This window comes from Streptomyces sp. CBMA123 (assembly GCF_014596465.1).
In the GTDB taxonomy this organism is placed as follows: Bacteria; Actinomycetota; Actinomycetes; order Streptomycetales; family Streptomycetaceae; genus Kitasatospora.
Genome location: NZ_MECK01000201.1, coordinates 1 through 17,585 on the forward strand (window position 1 = coordinate 1; position 17,585 = coordinate 17,585).

Consider the following 17,585-nt stretch of genomic DNA (forward strand, 5'->3'; position numbering starts at 1 on the left):
GCAACAGGTCGCCCCCGCCCCCGGCCGTACGGAGGGCCTGCTGCCCGGCGGCCTGCGGCACGGCGGCCCCGAACTGCCGCCCACCTGCACGGCCACCGAGGCCACCCTGCTGTTCGTCACCGTGCTGGCCGAGGCCTGGCGCTGGGGCCTGCCCCGGGCGGAGGTCGCCGAACTGCTCCCGGCCGCCGAGCGGGCCCTGGCCGCCCTGCGGGAGGGCCTGGTCGACGGCTTCGTCACCGATCTGAGCCGCCCGGTGGAGGAACGGGGCGCCCAGCCGGTGGCCGCCCGCGTCGAGGTCCAGGCGCAGGCCCACCGGGCCGCCCTGCACGGCGCCGAACTGCTGGAGGCCTTCGCCAGGCCGGGAGCCGGGGACTGGCGGAGCTGGGCCGCCGACCTGCGCGGGCGCTTCCGCGAGCGGTTCTGGATCGACGACCTCTCCGGCGGCCGCCCCGCCGCCGGACTGGCTCCGGGCGGCCAACCGCTGCCGGCCCTCGCCTCCGCCCTGGTGCACCTGCTCGACACCGGGCTCGCCGCCGACGGCGGCCGGCACGAGAGCCTGCTGGACCGCGAACAGACCCGGCTGTTCGCCCAGCGCCTGGTCGCGCCCGAGCTGGACAGCGGCTGGGGTCTGCGGACCCTCAGTGCCAAGTCGCCCCGCTTCAACCCGCTGGGCCACCGCGGCGGCGCGGTGCGGATCCACGAGACCGCGCTGGCGATCGCCGGGCTCGCCGAGGCCGGCCACGAGAACGAGGCCGGCACCCTGTTGGAGGGCCTGCTCGCCGCGTCCGCCCACTTCGAGGCACGGCTGCCGGAGATGTACGCCGGGGAGCAGCGCACCCCCGGTTGCCCACCGGTGCCGCACCCCGCGGCCTGCCGCCCGGCGGCGGTCTCCGTGGCCGGGGCCGTCCACGCGGTGTTCGCGCTCGCCGGAGTACGGCCGGACGTCCCGGGCGGCCGCGTGCTGGTCCGTCCGGCCAGCACCGCTCCGCTCGGCGAACTCGAACTGACCGGCCTGCGGGTGGCGGGTGAACCCTTCTCGGTCCGGGTGAGCCGGATCGGGGTGGCGATGGTGGAGGAGGCCTCCGCGGACCTGCACCTGGTCGCCCGCTGACGCCGGGCCCGGCAGCGCCCGCCGGAACCCTGCCTGCCCACCCTCCGGCCGCCCCGGCACTGGTCGCCCGTGCGCGAATCGTGCCGGGCGGCCACGGCCACCGGTGCTACGCGCTCCCCGTACGGGCCTGTGCTTATCGTCAGAGAGACGACTATGATCGTCGCCATGTCGCGCTACGATCCGTCGGCCTTCCCCCCGTTCGCAGTCACGGTTGACCTGGTGGTTCTGACGGTGCGCGACCACTCGCTCTGCGCCCTTCTGGTCAGACGGGGCGAGCCGCCCTACCAGGGGTACTGGGCCCTGCCCGGTGGCTTCGTCCGCCCGGACGAGGGCCTGGCCGAGGCGGCCTCCCGCGAGCTGGCCGAGGAGACCGGGCTGCGCGCCCACTCCGCCCCTGGCCACGAGGCGGCGGGCCCCGGCGCGGCCGGTGCTCACCTGGAGCAGCTCGCCACCTACGGTCACCCGCAGCGCGACCCCCGGATGCGTGTGGTCAGCGTCGCCTACCTGGTGCTCGCTCCCGACCTCCCCACCCCCCGGGCCGGCGGCGACGCCAGCAGCGCCCGCTGGGCCCCGGTCAGCGAACTCCTCGGTGAGAACCCGGCCGACGGGGTCCCGCTCGCCTTCGACCACGGCCTGATCCTGGCCGACGGCGTGGAACGCGCCCGTTCCAAGATCGAGTACTCCTCCCTGGCCACCGCCTTCTGCCCGACCGAGTTCACCGTGGGCGAGCTGCGCCGCGTCTACGAGGCCGTCTGGGGCGTCGCCCTCGACCCGCGCAACTTCCACCGCAAGGTCACCGGCACCCCCGGTTTCCTCCTGCCCTCCGGCGGCACGACCACCCGTCAGGGCGGTCGCCCGGCCCAGCTCTTCACTGCGGGCGGCGCGACCGTCCTCAACCCGCCCATGCTCCGCCCCGACGCCTGAGCCCCCGCCGCCGCCCCGGACACCCGTCCGAGCGGGGCGCCGAACGGCCCCGGCCCGCAGGCCGACAGTGCGCCCCCGATGCACAGTGTCGGTGGACGCTTCGGCCGCCGGGCCGAAGGCCTTCGGACCCCTGGGAGCCCTGTGATGACCGCCGACCACCTGTGCGCCAATCAACGGGACGGCCTCGTGAAGCTGGTGGCGGCCTTCGACAGCCTCACCACGACGACCGACAGGACCGAGAAGCAGCTGGCTGCCCTGAAGGCCGCGCACGCCGCCCCGGCGACGATCGCCTCCGTACAGGAGACGTTGGACGCCGAGCGGGAGCAGTTGGCCCAGATCGCCCTGGAGGGCAAGGTCGCCGCCGAGGACTTCCAGCAGCAGTGCGGTGGCGAGCCGCTCCCGCGGGGCGCCGAGGCCTTCCTGACGACCTAGGCACCGGCTCCTGGCCCGAAACCTGGGTGGTGGCGACGGTCCGCCGGAGAGGCCGACGCCCGTGAATCGCAGGATCGGATTGTCCCCTGATCGGGTGAGGTGGGCGGGCGGTGGGCCCGTGGCGGTTCGGTAATGCCCGGATTCTGTGGTGCTGACCCCTAATGTGCTGGCGTCGAGCAGGTCGGCCAAGGGCATGGGAGCAGCCAGCGATGATCCAGATCACCGGACTGACCAAGGTCCATCGCAAGGGCGCCCCACCCGCCGTACTTGATCTGACCTTCGACGCCCGGCCCGGGATGGTGACCGTGCTGCTCGGCGACGAGGGGGCCGGCAAGTCCACCGCGCTGCGGCTGATGCTCGAACTCGAACGAGGCCAGGGCATCGCCCTCTTCGACGGCCGTCCCTACCGCCGGATCCGCCGCCCCGAGCGCGAGGTCGGTGTGCTGCTGCCCGGGCCGGGGGAGGGGGCCGCGGCGGTGTCCGGGAACCCGGGGCGCAAGGCGCGTGGTCACCTGCGGATGCTGGCCGCGGCCGTCGGCGTCCCCGCGCGGCGGGCCGACGAGTTGCTGGAGCAGACCCGGCTGGCCGCCGTGGCGGGGCAGCGGCTGCGGACCTTCTCGCCGGGCATGCACCGTCGGCTCTCACTGGCAGCCGCGCTGCTCGGCGATCCCGGCACCCTGCTGCTGGACGCGCCGACCGAGGGCCTGTCCCCGCGCAACGTCGAGTGGTTCCACTCCTTCCTGCGCTCCTTCGCGGTCGCGGGTGGAACGGTGCTGGTGACCACCCGGATCCCGCAGGAGGCCGCGCAGCTCGCGGACCGGGTGGTCACGCTGGACCGCGGCCGCCTGGTGGCCGACCAGCCGGTCGCGGAGTTCTGCCGGACCAGGCTCAGCCCCGAAGTGGCCGTCCGGGGGCCCCAGATGGCGCGGTTGGCCGACCTGCTGGTCAGCCAGGGCGCCGAGGTGCGCCGGGACGGCGGCGCGGGGCTCGCGGTGGCGGGCATCGACCGCACCGAGATCGGTGAACTCGCCTACCAGCACGGGATCCTGCTGCACGAGCTGGCCGACCGGGTGGTCGAGCAGCCGGTGCCCCGGGCCGCGCTGCCGGTCGCCTCCGGCCGCTCCGGCCGCCTCCGTCTCCAGCCGGATCCCGAGTCGGCCGACGGGGCGGCCCCCGAGGGCGCGCAGCCGGGCACCGACCCGCACCACGAGCCCACCGCCGCCGAACCCGCGCGCCCCGAACCCGCACACCCTGAGCCTGCGCACCCCGAACCCACGGTCCCGGAGCCCGCCACGGGGGGCCGTGTCCGCGAGGATGCGCCCCGGAGCACCCGTGCTCTGCCCGTCGCAGCCGTGACGGCCGCCCTGCCCGTCCTCGCCGCGGTCACCGCCCCGCAGCCGGACCCCGCCCCCACCGTCGCTTTCGACCGGCTCTTCCGCGACCAGCCCGGCGCCGCTGGGCCCGACCACGCCGAGGCGCTCCGCACCGGGATCGAGCCCCTCCGGTCCGAGACCAAGCCCGAGACCAGGCCGGAGACCAAGCCCGAGACCAGGCCGGAGAACGAGACCGGGACCGAGCCCGTGCGCCGCCGTCGGAGCGCCGCCGACCTGCTTACCGACGACACCGTCCGGCTCGGCCGGGTCACCACCGGCAAGGCCCCCGCCACCCCCGACGACCACCGGAGCGAGTGAACCGTGCGTGTCCTGGCCTACGAGCTGCGCCGCCTGCGCGGCCTGCGTTCCACTTGGCTGCTGCTCTCCGCCGTCCTGCTCTGCGACGCGGTCGTTGCCGCCGTTCTGGCGAGCCAGACCCCGGCCGGTCCACTGGCCGGCCCGGCCGGGGTGCGGTTGCTGACCGCCGCCGTCCCGCTGATCCCGCTGCCCTTCGCGGCGCTCGGCGCAGGCGTGCTGGGAGCGCTCTCGTACGGGCACGAGGTGCGGCACCCGGGGCTGGCGGCCTCGCAGGTGGCCTACTCGCGCCGGGTGTGGCTGCTGCTGGCCAAGCTGGTGGTGGTCGGCCCGGTCGCGGCGCTGCTGGCGCTGGCCACCCTGCTGCTCGACACGGTGGCCGTGCACCTCGCCCTGCCGGACGGGGTGACGGTGGCGGCCTGGTCGGATCCCGGCGCGCTGTCCGACGGGGTGTCCGGGGCGCTGGGCGGCGTCGGGCTGAGCGGGCCGGCCGAGCTGCCGGGCGCGTTCGCCCCGCTGGCGTTGGTGTCCGGGCACGGGGTGCCGGCCGCGCTGCTGGCCTTCGTCCTGCTGACCGTGGTGGCCGCCTGGACCGGTGTGCTGACCGCCTCGCTGACCCGCAGCGCCGCCGCCGGGGTGCTGCTGCTGTGCGCGCTGCCGCCGCTGCTGGAGTCCGGCGTGGCCCTGGTGCTGCGCCGGACCGGCCGCCCGTGGCCAACCCGGGCGGCGGAGCTGCTGCCCTTCCAGTCCGGCGTCGAGTGGGCCTACGGCTGGGTGTACGGCGGAGCCCGCGGGGCGGTCGCCGGGAGCGCGGCGTTGACGGATCCGGCGCTGCTGGTGGCGGTCGCGGCGCCGGCGGCAGCCCTGCTGCTGGCCGCGCTGCTCGTCCAGGCCCGCCGCCGCTCGCTGTAGACCCGCCGTCGCGGGCACCGGGGTCCGTCGCGCGCACCGGGGCCCGCCATGCGGACCGCACGCCGTCCCGAAGTACCAAGATCGACCAGCAGTGACCGTAATGAGCGGTTCTTCCTGATAAGAAGTCAATTATCCAGTCACGGTCGATCACCCTTTCGTGTGCTTTTCACGAGAATCCTCAAGCTGCGCCTGCCGATCGCCGACAAAGGATGGCGTGAGTACCCTTGCGCACCCCACCATGACCCCCGCCCGTTCCGCCGATGGGCCCATCCACGGCCCCGGCGATCTGGACCGCTTCTCGTACGCCGACCGGCCGACCCCGCCGGCGCCCCGCTGGGAGGGCGCCGAGTCCGACATCGCCCGGGTCGGCCGCAAGACCACCAGCAGCCGCGGCCGCGGTCTGCACGGCCAGCTGGTCCAGCAGCTCGGCCAGATGATCGTTTCCGGCGACCTCGGTGCCGACCGTCCGCTCGTGCCCGAGGAGATCGGCCAGCGCTTCGAGGTGTCGCGGACGGTCGTCCGCGAGTCGCTGCGCGTGCTGGAGGCCAAGGGCCTGGTCAGCGCCCGCCCGAACGTCGGCACCCGGGTGCGCCCGGTCGGCGACTGGAACCTGCTGGACCCGGACATCATCGAGTGGCGCGCCTTCGGCCCCCAGCGGGACGAGCAGCGCCGGGAGCTGTTCGAGCTTCGCTGGGCGATCGAGCCGCTGGCCGCCCGGCTCGCGGCCGGCCACGGCCGGGAGGACGTCCAGCAGCGGCTGGTCGAGCTGGTCGAGATCATGGGCCACGCCACCGCGCAGGCCGACCTCTCCACCTTCACCCGGGCTGACACCGAGCTGCACGTGCTGGTCCTGCAGATGGCCGGCAACCGGATGCTGGAGCACCTGTCCGGCATCATCTCCTGCGCACTGCAGGTCTCGGGCGGTCCGACGATCTCCTGCGAGCGGCCCTCCGAGTCCTCGGTCGGCCTGCACGCCCGGCTGGTGGACGCGCTGGGTACCGGCGACGGCACCGCGGGCGAGGTCGCGATGCGGGCGCTGCTCACCGCTCACCCCGAGATGGAGCCGTCCGTCCCCGCCCCCCGGGAGCACTGAGCGGACTGTTCTCGGCGAGCGGACGCGCCGGGCGCGGTCCGCTCCTCCAGGGCCCTCCGGCCGCACCATGTGGCGCTGCCGGAGGGTCTCTGTGCGAAGGAAGGCATGCGGGCGTGGCGCCGGGGGCGGTTTGCGGGGACAGGGCCCCGCGCCCATTCCCCGACGGCGTGTCCCGCCCATGACAATCGACTTCGGCGCGAGTGCGCGATGATGGATGACGGCCCCGGGGCCGTGGGCGCCGAGTGGTGTGACCCGCGACACCAAGGCCATGCGTAACACTTGACGAGTAGCAGCGATGTCTCCTGAGCGGGAGCAGCTCCGGAATACTCCAACATGTCAGAATGCTGTGTTGGTCCGCGGCGCTGCTGCCGTCCTGCAAACCCAGTCCTCAAGCCCGAGTCGGTCGGAATCGACACCGCGCGTCCGGCGCGCGATCTCCTTCCCCGCCCGCTCGGGCGGCCGGTACGGGTTCGAGTCCACTCATCGTCCGAGAGGTTGTTCGTGTCGGCCAGCACATCCCGTTCGCTTCCCCCCGAGATCGCCGAGTCCGCGGCTCTGCTGGCGCTCATCGAGCGGGGCAAGGCCCAGGGGCAGATCGCCGGTGACGACGTGCGCCAGGCGTTCGAGGCGGACCAGATCCCGGTCACCAAGTGGAAGAACGTCATGCGCAGCCTCAACCAGGTGCTGATTGAGGAGGGGGTGGACCTCATGGTCAGCGCGGCCGAGCCGGCCGGCGCCAAGCGCAAGAGCGTTGCTGCCAAGAGCCCCACCAAGCGCACCGCCACCAAGGCTGTCACCACCCGGACCCCGGCCGCTTCGTCGGCCCCGACCAAGCCGCCCGTGCGGATCGCCCCCGGCGCCCCCGTCGCGGCTCCGGCCGTCGCGGCCGCCGCCACGGCGCCCGCCCCCACCGTGTCCGCCGAGATCACCGTCGAGGAGACGACCACCGTCGTCGCCGGGGTGAAGGCCGTTCCGGCGAAGAAGGCCGTCGCGGCCAAGAAGACCGCGGCCAAGAAGACCGCCGCGCCGGCCAAGAAGACCGCCGCCAAGAAGACCGCCGCCGGCAAGGCCGGCAAGGGCGACGAGGAGCTGCTCGGCGAGGAGGAGCTGCTCGAGGAGACCGCGCTGCCCGGAGACAAGGCCGAGGCCGAGGGTGCTCCGGAGGAGGAGTCGGAGGGCTTCGTCCTCTCCGACGACGACGAGGACGACGCGCCGGCCCAGCAGGTCGCCGTCGCCGGTGCCACCGCCGACCCGGTCAAGGACTACCTGAAGCAGATCGGCAAGGTCCCGCTGCTCAACGCCGAGCAGGAGGTCGAGCTCGCCAAGCGCATCGAGGCCGGCCTGTTCGCCGAGGACAAGCTCTCGGCCGCCGACAAGCTCGCCCCGAAGCTCAAGCGCGAGCTGGAGATCATCGCCGAGGACGGCCGCCGGGCCAAGAACCACCTGCTGGAGGCCAACCTCCGCCTGGTGGTCTCGCTGGCCAAGCGCTACACCGGCCGCGGCATGCTGTTCCTGGACCTGATCCAGGAGGGCAACCTCGGTCTGATCCGTGCGGTCGAGAAGTTCGACTACACCAAGGGCTACAAGTTCTCGACCTACGCCACCTGGTGGATCCGCCAGGCGATCACCCGCGCCATGGCCGACCAGGCCCGCACCATCCGCATCCCGGTGCACATGGTCGAGGTCATCAACAAGCTGGCCCGCGTCCAGCGCCAGATGCTCCAGGACCTGGGCCGCGAGCCCACCCCGGAGGAGCTGGCCAAGGAACTCGACATGACCCCCGAGAAGGTCATCGAGGTCCAGAAGTACGGCCGCGAGCCGATCTCGCTGCACACCCCGCTGGGCGAGGACGGCGACAGCGAGTTCGGTGACCTGATCGAGGACTCCGAGGCGGTCGTCCCGGCCGACGCGGTCTCCTTCACCCTGCTCCAGGAGCAGCTCCACTCGGTGCTGGACACCCTTTCCGAGCGTGAGGCCGGCGTGGTCTCGATGCGCTTCGGTCTGACCGACGGCCAGCCGAAGACGCTCGACGAGATCGGCAAGGTGTACGGGGTCACCCGTGAGCGCATCCGCCAGATCGAGTCGAAGACCATGTCGAAGCTGCGCCACCCGTCGCGCTCCCAGGTGCTGCGCGACTACCTGGACTGATCGATCCACCGGTCGGCCAGGCCCGACCGGCAGCAGGACACGACGAAGGCCCGGAACCCTTGGGGTTCCGGGCCTTCGGGTTGTTCGGGGGCGGTGCGTCAGCGTCCGGGTGGCGCTTGTCGCTCGTCCGGGTGGCGGCCTGCCGGGAAGCGGTCGCGCAGTGTAGTTGATCACCTACGCTGTGGCGGTTGCCTGCTGCCGAGCCTTGTGGAGTCACGGTGCTGACCGACCCGGACCGAGCCGACCTGCCGACCTCCGTCCCGCGCCGGGCCGTCCTGGCCGCCGCCCGGACGGGCCGGCGCCGGCGGCGCGGCGCCCTGCTGGCCCTGCTCGCCGCCGTCCCCGTGCCGTTGGCCGCCCTCGGGGTGGCCGGTCCGGCCGAGGCGCAGCGCCGGGTGGTGGGGGGCGCCACCGTGAGCACCGCCGACCACCCCTGGATCGTGGCACTGGCCAGTCGCCAGCAGTTCGGCAGCGGGCGCTCCGGCCAGTTCTGCGGGGGTGCGCTGGTGACCCCGACCAAGGTGGTGACGGCCGCGCACTGCTTCTACGACGAGTCCAAGGGGCGGGTGGACCGGCCGGGACTCAAGGTGGTGGTCGGGCGGGACGACATGCGCGGCTCGGCCGGCCGTGAGGTGGCCGTCCAACGGGTCTGGATCCACCCCGACTACAACTTCGCCGCGAACATGAACGACGTGGCGGTCCTCACCCTCGCCGACTCCCAGGGCTCCCGGCCGGTGGTCGAGCTGGTCGGCCAGGGGGAGAGCGGGCCGTACGCGGCGGGGACCGGCGCGCAGGTCTACGGCTGGGGTGACACCAGCGGACGGGGTGACTACTCGCCGGTGCTGCGTGAGGTGGATGTGCCGATCGTCTCGGACCAGACCTGCGCGCACGCCTACCCGGGCGGACAGGACGGCAAGTTCGACGCCCGGGGCATGGTCTGCGCGGGCGAGGAGAAGGGCGGCAAGGACGCCTGCCAGGGCGACAGCGGCGGCCCGCTGATCGTGGCCGGCCGGCTGGCCGGACTGGTGTCCTGGGGGACGGGCTGCGCGGAGGCGGGCCATCCCGGCGTCTACACCCGGGTGTCCTCGGTCACGGACGCGGTGCGCTCCGTGCTCTGAGCATCACCACTAGTGATGGCGCGGTGACGCTCTGACGCTGTTTCGGCTGTGGCCGAGCCCTGGCCGCACCCCCGGCCCCGCGGTCGCGGCGAAGGGCAGGGAGCCGTCGGGAGAACAGCAAAGCCGGGTGGACGGCCCCGAAGGGGTCCTCCACCCGGCTTCCCGATCGCGCGCGGTGCGCGGCCGGACACAGCTCGACGCTGGCTGCTTGTGGTGGCGCCTGGGTCAGCGCTCCTCGTCGGCAACCGTCGTGTTGGTGCTGGTGCTGAGACGGCCGCTCTCGTCCTGTATCTCCACGGCGATCTTCTTGAGCTCCGGCTCGAACTTCCGGCCGTGGTGGGCGCAGAAGAGCAGCTCTCCGCCGCTGGCGAGTACGACGCGCAGGTATGCCTGGGCGCCGCAGCGGTCGCAGCGGTCAGCCGCGGTCAGCGGGCTCGCAGGTGTCAGAACAGTAGTCACGTCGCCTCTTCTCTAGCTCGACGAGCTGTCGTACCAGGGTCAACATCCAACCAGGCCGAAAACGTTCCCGCTCGTGGCTTTTCTTCTCTGAGGATTCTGCTGTGTTGATGAGGAGGTGCCCCGGGCGCCGGTGGTTCATGCGTGCCGAATCCCGGGATCCGCCTGTCGCTCGAACGTCCGATCGGGACCGGGTCCGAGGTCCGCGTAGCATAATCCTCTGCCGGGTTGGAGCATAAGCCCCGTCCCGGGCCCCGGTAGCCTGCATAACGGCAGTTCCGGAGCCTGTGCCGGACCCCACGATCCGCCAGGACCGGTGGTACCGGGAGGAGATGGCGCCCCCGGGGCCCACACCCGGACGCGGTCCTTGTTCGCGCAGCGCGTACAAGCTGCGCCGGGCCGGCCCGGCGTGCTGTGCACCTGTCGCAGGGGTGCGAGCACACAGAGCGACGACTGTCGGTGCGGCATGCTGCACTGGCGGTTGGTCCGGATGCGTCCGGATGTGACCGATGAGACAGAACTTCACCGAGGAGAGTGCCGCGTGAGTGCCGAAACGACCGTGCCGTCCGCGCTGCTGGCCGGCGACGACGGTTCCAACTACACCGCGCGGCACCTGCTCGTCCTGGAGGGTCTGGAGGCCGTCCGCAAGCGCCCCGGCATGTACATCGGTTCCACCGACAGCCGTGGTCTGATGCACTGCCTCTGGGAGATCATCGACAACTCGGTCGACGAGGCGCTGGGCGGCCACTGCGACCGCATCGAGGTCCTGCTGCACCCGGACTCCTCGGTGGAGGTCCGTGACAACGGCCGCGGCATCCCGGTCGACGTCGAGCCCAAGACCGGGCTGTCCGGCGTCGAGGTCGTGATGACCAAGCTGCACGCGGGCGGCAAGTTCGGCGGCGGCTCGTACGCGGCCTCCGGCGGTCTGCACGGCGTCGGCGCCTCGGTCGTCAACGCGCTGTCCGCCCGGCTGGACGTCGAGGTCGACCGCAGCGGCCACACCCACGCGATCAGCTTCCGCCGCGGCACCCCCGGCATCTTCACCGAGGCCAGCCCGGACGCGCCCTTCGAACCGGCCAACGGCACGACCAGGACCCGCAAGGTGCCCAAGGGCCGCACCGGTACCCGGATCCGGTACTGGGCCGACCGGCAGATCTTCCTCAAGGACGCCAAGCTCTCCCTGGAGCACCTGCACAACCGGGCCCGGCAGACCGCCTTCCTCGTCCCCGGCCTGACCATCGTCGTGCGTGACGAACGGCTCACCGAGAGCGAGCAGGTCCAGGAGTCGGTCTTCCACTACGACGGCGGCATCGCCGAGTTCTGCGAGTTCCTGGCCCCCGACAAGCCGGTCAGCGACGTGGTGCGGCTGCACGGCGAGGGCACCTTCAAGGAGACCGTGCCCGTCCTGGACGACCTCGGCCACATGACCCCGACCGAGGTCACCCGGCACCTGGGCGTGGACATCGCGCTGCGTTGGGGCACCGGCTACGACACCACCCTGCGCTCCTTCGTCAACATCATCGCCACCCCCAAGGGCGGCACCCACGTCACCGGCTTCGAGCGCTCGCTGGCCAAGACCGTCAACGAGGTGCTGCGCGCCAGCAAGCTGCTGCGCGTCGCCGAGGACGACATCACCAAGGACGACGCCACCGAGGGCCTCACCGCGGTGGTCACCGTCCGGCTCGCCGAGCCGCAGTTCGAGGGCCAGACCAAGGAGGTGCTCGGCACCTCGGCGGCCAACCGGATCGTCGCGGCCGTCGTCGCCAAGGAGCTCAAGGCCTTCCTCACCTCGGCCAAGAAGGACCAGAAGCTGCAGGCCCGGGCCGTGCTGGAGAAGGTCGTCGCCGCCGCCCGCACCCGGGTCGCCGCCCGGCAGCACAAGGAGGCCCAGCGCCGTAAGACCGCGCTGGAGACCAGCTCGCTGCCCGCCAAGCTGGCCGACTGCCGCAGCGACGACGTCGACCGCAGCGAACTGTTCATCGTCGAGGGGGACTCCGCGCTCGGCACCGCCAAGCTCGCCCGCAACTCCGAGTTCCAGGCGCTGCTGCCGATCCGCGGCAAGATCCTCAACGTGCAGAAGGCCTCGGTGAGCGACATGCTCAAGAACGCCGAGTGCGCCGCGATCATCCAGGTGATAGGGGCCGGCTCGGGCCGCACCTTCGACATCGACCAGGCCCGCTACGGCCGGGTCATCTTCATGGCCGACGCCGACGTCGACGGCTCGCACATCCGCACCCTGCTGCTGACCCTCTTCCACCGCTACATGCGGCCGATGGTCGAGCAGGGCCGGGTCTTCGCCGCCGTCCCGCCGCTGCACCGGATCGAGCTCACCAACCCCAAGCGCGGCCAGGAGAAGTACCACTACACCTACTCCGACGCCGAACTGCGCTCCACCCTGCTGGAGTTCCAGCGCAAGGGCCAGCGCTGGAAGGAGCCGGTGCAGCGGTACAAGGGTCTGGGCGAGATGGACGCCGACCAGCTGGCCGAGACCACCATGGATCCGCGCCACCGCACCCTGCGCCGGATCAACCTGGGTGACCTGGAGCAGGCCGAGAAGATCTTCGACCTGCTGATGGGCAACGACGTCGCGCCGCGCAAGGAGTTCATCGTGGACTCGGCGGCCACCCTGGACCGCTCGCGCATCGACGCCTGAGGCGTCTGACGCGCCCGGCGGAGCGGGGGCCTCCACCCACGGGTGGAGGCCCCCGCTCCGCCGGTTCCACCCGCCATCCACCCCGGCTCCGATCAGCGGGGAGCGCCGGATCCGTAGCGTCGGAGAGGTCAGCAACAAGCCTCTCGCGGGACGGAGAATCCGATGACTGCCCTCGCTAACCTCCTCGTGATCGTGGCGGTGGTGGCCCTGGTGGTCACGCGCCAGATGCGCGTCCAGCGGCTGGACACCGAACGCCGGTTCTGGCTGCTGCCGCTGATCCTGGGCGTGCTCGCGCTGCGCGATCCGCAGATCATCGACCACCAGCACACCGCGCTGTCGGTCACCCTGCTCGCCGCCTCACTGGTCACCGTGCTCGCGATGGGGACGGCCTGGGGCTGGACCGTCCGGATCTGGCGGGGCGCCGACGGCAACGTCCTGGTCAAGGGCACCAAGGCCACCCTGGCCGCCTGGGGTGGAATGATCGCCATCCGGATCGGCCTGTACGCGATCGGCTCGGCCCTGGGCGTCCACCAGGCGGGCAGCTCGCTGATGCTCGGCATGGCGGTCCTGCTGCTGGTCCGCTCGCTCGTGGTCAACTGGAGGGCCCGGACGCTGGAGCACGCACCGGCCACCGCCGTACTGCACTGATCCCCCGCCGTGAGCACCGAGGAGGCACCCTTGTCCGGGTGGTACTGGGCCCGCTGGCCGTCCCGGGAGGGGCTGGAGCGTGAGGTCGAGAGTCGGCCGCGGCGGGTCCTCACCGTGTTCGGCCGGACCGTCCTGCTGGGTGTCGTCAGCTGGGGGACCTTCTCCGACGGCAAGTACGCCGGCTGGGCGGTGACGGCCGCGGCGGCCGGGCTGGTCGCGGCCGCCACGCTCTGCGTGCTGTACCTGCGCGCCACCCGGGAACAGCGCCCGGCGGCCGCGTACCTGCTGGCCGCCGCCCTGGTCGGCGGTGCCTGGATCGCCAACTGGGGACTGGCCTACACACTGGCCGACTTCCTGTGGATCGGGCTGGCCGTGACGGCGCTGACCCGGATGCCGCCCGCGCCCGCGCTGATCGCCGCGGCGGCCGCGCTGGGCTCGTACACGGCGGCTTCGCCGGCGAGCTGGCTCAGCGTCTCCGCCACCATCGGCGGTTCCGTCCTGGTCGGCTTCCTGCTGCGGCTGGACGTCGAGGCACGCGGCACCGCCCGCCGGCTGCTGGTCCAGGAGCGCGCTGTCCGGGCCGCCGAGGCGGAGAGTGCGGCGCTCGCCGAACGGGCCAGGATCGCCCGGGAGATCCACGACGTGCTCGCCCACAGCCTCTCCGCGCAGCTGGTCCACCTGGAGGCGGCCCGGCTGATGCTGGACGCCGGGACGGACCGCGCGCAGGTCCGCGAACGGGTCGTCGCCGCACGGCGGATGGCGCAGGACGGGCTGGCCGAGACCCGGCAGGCGCTGTCCGCGCTGCGCGGGGAGTTCACGCCGGTCGGGGAGTTCCTGGTGGAACTGACCGAGCGGGAGCGGGCCCCGCTGACCGTCACGGGTACGCCCCGCCCGCTGGCCGCCGAGGCCGGGTTGGCGGTGCGGCGCACCGCGCAGGAGGCGGTGACCAACGTCCGCAAGCACGCGCCGGGCGCCCGCTGCTCGGTCGAACTGCGCTACCTGGCCGACGCGGTGGAGCTGGAGGTGCGCAACGCCCGGGCGCCGCGCGGCCAGTCCGCCGGCGAGCCGGCCGCCGCCGAGCTGGCAGCCAGCGGCAGCGGGTACGGTCTGCTGGGGATGCGCGAACGCGCGGAACTGCTCGGCGGCACCCTGCTGGCGGGCCCGGAGGACGGAGGGTGGCGGGTGTTGCTGCGGGTGCCGGCATGAGTGTGCGGAGCGAACTCGTCGTCGAGGGGCGCGGATCGCGCGAAGCGACTGCTGAGCGCGGCGAGGTGGGCGCATGAGCGCCATGGTCACCAGGGTGCTGGTGGCGGACGACCAGACGGTGGTGCGCGAGGGCATCGTGATGCTGCTGGGGCTGCTGCCCGGCATCGAGGTGGTCGGTGCGGCGGCGGACGGAGCGGAGGCCGTCGCCCTGGTGGAGCGTCATCACCCGGACGTGGTGCTGATGGATCTGCGGATGCCGCGTGTCGACGGCGTCGAGGCGACCCGACGGATCCGGGCCGCGCACCCGGAGACCGAGGTCGTGGTGCTCACCACCTACGCCGACGACGAGTCGCTGTTCCCGGCGCTGCAGGCCGGGGCGCGCGGCTACCTCACCAAGGACGCCGGCGGCGAGGAGATCGCCAAGGCCATCGCGGACGTCCGCTCGGGTGCGGCCGGGCTCTCCCCGCAGGTCCAACTCCGGCTGCTGGAACGGCTTTCGGAGGCGCCCGTGAAGTCCGCGCGGACGGACTCGCCGAGCCCGGAGCGGTCGGCCGCGCGGAGCGGGGAGCTGCCGAACGGGCTGACCGTGCGGGAGGCCGAGGTGCTCGCGCTGATCGCCGAGGGGCTCTCCAACGCGGAGATCGCCCAGCGGCTGTTCGTCAGCCAGGCCACCGTGAAGACGCACATCAACAACCTGTTCGCCAAGACCGCGGTGCGGGACCGCGCGCAGGCGGTCGCGTACGCCTTCCGGCACGGAATCACCGGTACGCAGCAGTAGTCGGATGAGCGTCCGTCGGATGATCGATCACCTCATCGAGTGAACGTATCTGCGATGGTCAGGGACGGTGTCCGGGGGCCTCCATGATGGTTTGGGTCAGAACGCCCGGCTCGGCCCAGGAGCAGCAGTGCCACAGCAGCAGACCAGCAGTCCCGGACAGGGGCAGCGATTCGACTGGTGGGCCGCTCCGGCCACCGCCGCCGCGTCCGAGCCGGTTGCCGCCCCCCGCCGAACGGCCGTACCGGCCCAGCCGGTACCCACTCGGTCGGCCGCCACGCCGGAACAGGCGGCCGCGCCCGTCGCGCCGCCGGTCGTGCCGCCGCCGGCACCGGCCGTCGCCCCGGTGGCCCCGCAGGAGCCGGCGGCGCCGGTGAGCACCACCGACAGCACCGTGGTCTACCGGAGCGTCCAGGCCAGCGCGGCCTTCCAGGACATCCGCCGCAGCTACCGGGGCTTCGTCTTCCCGGTCAGCGGCGCCTTCCTCGGCTGGTACCTGCTGTACGTCGCCGCCGAGGCCGCCGCCCCCGGCGTGATGCGCAGCCCGGTGGCCGGCCCGCTCAACGTGGCCTGGCTGCTCGGCCTGCTGCAGTTCGCCTCGACCTTCCTGCTCACCTGGCTCTACGCCCGCAACGCCCGGACCAAGCGCGACCGCGCCGCCCTGGGCCTGCGCTGGGACACCCAGGACCAGCTGCGATGACGGCCACCACCGGCGTGCTGACCACCGCCACCCCGCCCCCCGTCGCCCCCACCGGCCAGCACCACGGCCTGGCGATCGTGCTGTTCGCCGTCATCGTCCTGGTCACCCTGGGGATCACCCTCTGGGTCGGCCGCCAGGGCAACGCCGCCGAGGACTTCTACACCGGCGGACGCGACTTCACCCCGCTGCAGAACGGCTTCGCCCTCTCCGGCGACTACCTCTCCGCAGCCTCCTTCCTCGGCGTCGCCGGGCTGATCGCCCTCTACGGCTACGACGGCGTGCTCTACAGCATCGGCTTCCTGGTGGCCTGGCTGGTCGTGCTGATGCTGGTCGCCGAGCTCGTCCGCAACGCCGGCCGGTACACCCTCGCCGACGTGCTCGCGCTGCGGCTGCGCCGCCGCAAGGTGCGGGCCGCGGCAGGCGGCGCCAGCGTCGTGGTCACCCTGCTCTACCTGGTCGCCCAGATGGTCGGCGCCGGTTCGCTGGTCGCGCTGCTGCTCGGCACCAACAGCGCTCAGGCCCGGACCTGGACCATCATCGCGGTCGGCGCCCTGATGATCGTCTACGTCACGATCGGCGGGATGCGGGCCACCACCTGGATCCAGATCGTCAAGGCCTTCCTGCTGATCGCGGGTTCGGTGCTGCTCACCGTGCTGCTGGTGGTCCGCTTCCACGGCGACCTCCTCGAGCTGATGCGCCAGGCCGCCCGGCACAGCGGCGCCGGGCACCGCTACCTCGAACCCGGGCTCAAGTACGGCGCCACCTTCACCAGCCGGCTGGACTTCTTCAGCCTGGGCCTGGCCCTGGTGCTCGGCACCGCCGGCCTGCCGCACATCCTGTCCCGCTTCTACACCGTGCCCACCGCCCGGGCCGCCCGCCGCTCGACGATGTGGGCGATCGGCCTGGTCGGCGGCTTCTACCTGATGGCCATCGCGCTCGGCCTGGGCGCCACCGCGCTGGTCGGCTCGGCCGAGGTGCGGCACGCCAACTCGGCCGGGAACACCGCCGTTCCGCTGCTCGCCCTGGTGCTCGGCGGCGGCAACGGCAGCACCGGCGGGGTGGTGCTGTTCGCGCTGATCTCGGCGATCGCCTTCGCCACCATCCTCGCCGTGGTCGCCGGGCTGACCCTGGCCTCCTCGGCCGCCTTCGCCCACGACATCTGGGCCGGCGCCTGGCGCTGCCGCCCGCGCCGTCGTGGCGGGGAGGAGACCGCCGAGAAGCCCAGTGAGCAGCAGGAGGTGGTGGTCGCCCGGTTCGCCGCCGTCGGGATCGGCGCGGTGGCGATCGTGATCAGCCTGTACGCCCAGCAGCTGAACGTCGCCTTCCTGGTCGGCCTCGCCTTCGCGGTGGCCGCCTCCTCGAACCTGCCGGTGCTGCTGTACAGCCTGTTCTGGTCGCGGTTCACCGCCCGGGGCGCGGTCTGGTCGGTGTACGGCGGGCTGGTCCCGGCGATCGTGCTGGTGTTCTTCTCGCCGGTGGTCTCCGGCTCCAAGGCGGCGCTTTTCCCCGGAGTGGACTTCCACTGGTTCCCGCTGGAGAACCCCGGGATCGTGTCCATCCCGCTCGGCTTCCTGGCCGGCTGGATCGGGACGCTCACCTCGCCCGAGCCCGCCGACGCGGACCGCTTCGCCGAGCTGGAGGTGCGTGCCCTCACCGGTGCGGGCGCGGCCTAGGCCCTCCTTTCGGAGTCTGCCGTCGCGTCCCGGGAACCCCGGCGGGCT

Annotated in this window: 15 protein-coding genes; 14 read left to right on the forward strand and 1 reads right to left on the reverse strand. The window is 72.9% G+C overall.

Features of this window, described 5'->3' with window-relative positions; genetic code table 11:
* The 8 genes from BG452_RS22030 to BG452_RS22065 form a co-directional block, all read left to right on the forward strand.
* A partial coding sequence (locus tag BG452_RS22030; RefSeq protein WP_411292988.1) for an amylo-alpha-1,6-glucosidase occupies positions 1-1,111 on the forward strand: 1,111 nt, incomplete at its 5' end.
* Between the two features lie 165 nt (positions 1,112-1,276).
* Positions 1,277-2,035 carry an NUDIX hydrolase gene (locus BG452_RS22035; protein ID WP_188306066.1) on the forward strand — a complete coding sequence of 253 codons (759 nt, stop codon included), beginning with the start codon at positions 1,277-1,279 and terminating at the stop codon, positions 2,033-2,035.
* 144 nt (positions 2,036-2,179) lie between these two features.
* The gene (locus BG452_RS22040; RefSeq protein ID WP_188306067.1) at positions 2,180-2,467 is read left to right on the forward strand and encodes a hypothetical protein; all 288 of its coding nucleotides are present in this window, start codon (positions 2,180-2,182) and stop codon (positions 2,465-2,467) included.
* A gap of 209 nt (positions 2,468-2,676) precedes the next feature.
* A complete protein-coding gene (locus tag BG452_RS45850) occupies positions 2,677-4,158 on the forward strand; it encodes an ATP-binding cassette domain-containing protein (protein WP_223242565.1) in 1,482 nt (493 codons plus the stop codon).
* A gap of 3 nt (positions 4,159-4,161) precedes the next feature.
* Complete coding sequence (locus BG452_RS22050) at positions 4,162-5,067, forward strand: hypothetical protein (RefSeq protein ID WP_188306068.1); 906 nt, start codon at positions 4,162-4,164, stop codon at positions 5,065-5,067.
* Positions 5,068-5,281: 214 nt separating this feature from the next.
* Positions 5,282-6,160 carry a FadR/GntR family transcriptional regulator gene (locus BG452_RS22055; RefSeq protein WP_188306069.1) on the forward strand — a complete coding sequence of 293 codons (879 nt, stop codon included), beginning with the start codon at positions 5,282-5,284 and terminating at the stop codon, positions 6,158-6,160.
* A gap of 501 nt (positions 6,161-6,661) precedes the next feature.
* A complete protein-coding gene (locus tag BG452_RS22060; protein WP_188306070.1) occupies positions 6,662-8,308 on the forward strand; it encodes an RNA polymerase sigma factor in 1,647 nt (548 codons plus the stop codon).
* 218 nt (positions 8,309-8,526) lie between these two features.
* Positions 8,527-9,426 (forward strand): serine protease, encoded by a 900-nt coding sequence (locus tag BG452_RS22065; protein WP_317621168.1) that lies wholly within the window; start codon positions 8,527-8,529, stop codon positions 9,424-9,426.
* 225 nt (positions 9,427-9,651) lie between these two features.
* On the opposite strand, the gene BG452_RS22070 is transcribed toward BG452_RS22065, so the two are convergent.
* Positions 9,652-9,885: a hypothetical protein gene (locus BG452_RS22070; protein WP_188306071.1), complete on the reverse strand. Its 234-nt coding sequence runs from the start codon at positions 9,883-9,885 to the stop codon at positions 9,652-9,654.
* A gap of 538 nt (positions 9,886-10,423) precedes the next feature.
* On the opposite strand from BG452_RS22070, the gene BG452_RS22075 reads away from it, so the two are divergent.
* The 6 genes from BG452_RS22075 to BG452_RS22100 all read left to right on the forward strand — a co-directional run bounded on the left by BG452_RS22075 (position 10,424) and on the right by BG452_RS22100 (position 17,537).
* A complete protein-coding gene (locus tag BG452_RS22075; protein ID WP_188306072.1) occupies positions 10,424-12,535 on the forward strand; it encodes a type IIA DNA topoisomerase subunit B in 2,112 nt (703 codons plus the stop codon).
* A 162-nt stretch (positions 12,536-12,697) separates the two neighbouring features.
* Positions 12,698-13,183, forward strand: a complete 486-nt coding sequence (locus BG452_RS22080; protein WP_188306073.1) for a CcdC protein domain-containing protein — start codon at positions 12,698-12,700, stop codon at positions 13,181-13,183.
* 30 nt (positions 13,184-13,213) lie between these two features.
* Complete coding sequence (locus BG452_RS22085) at positions 13,214-14,389, forward strand: sensor histidine kinase (RefSeq protein WP_188306074.1); 1,176 nt, start codon at positions 13,214-13,216, stop codon at positions 14,387-14,389.
* 73 nt (positions 14,390-14,462) lie between these two features.
* Complete coding sequence (locus tag BG452_RS22090) at positions 14,463-15,167, forward strand: response regulator (RefSeq protein ID WP_223242568.1); 705 nt, start codon at positions 14,463-14,465, stop codon at positions 15,165-15,167.
* Between the two features lie 370 nt (positions 15,168-15,537).
* A complete protein-coding gene (locus BG452_RS22095; protein ID WP_411292989.1) occupies positions 15,538-15,864 on the forward strand; it encodes a DUF485 domain-containing protein in 327 nt (108 codons plus the stop codon).
* Positions 15,861-17,537: a cation acetate symporter gene (locus BG452_RS22100; RefSeq protein WP_188306075.1), complete on the forward strand. Its 1,677-nt coding sequence runs from the start codon at positions 15,861-15,863 to the stop codon at positions 17,535-17,537. The genes BG452_RS22095 and BG452_RS22100 overlap by 4 nt, the downstream gene beginning before the upstream one ends.
* The last annotated feature ends 48 nt before the right edge of the window (positions 17,538-17,585 follow it).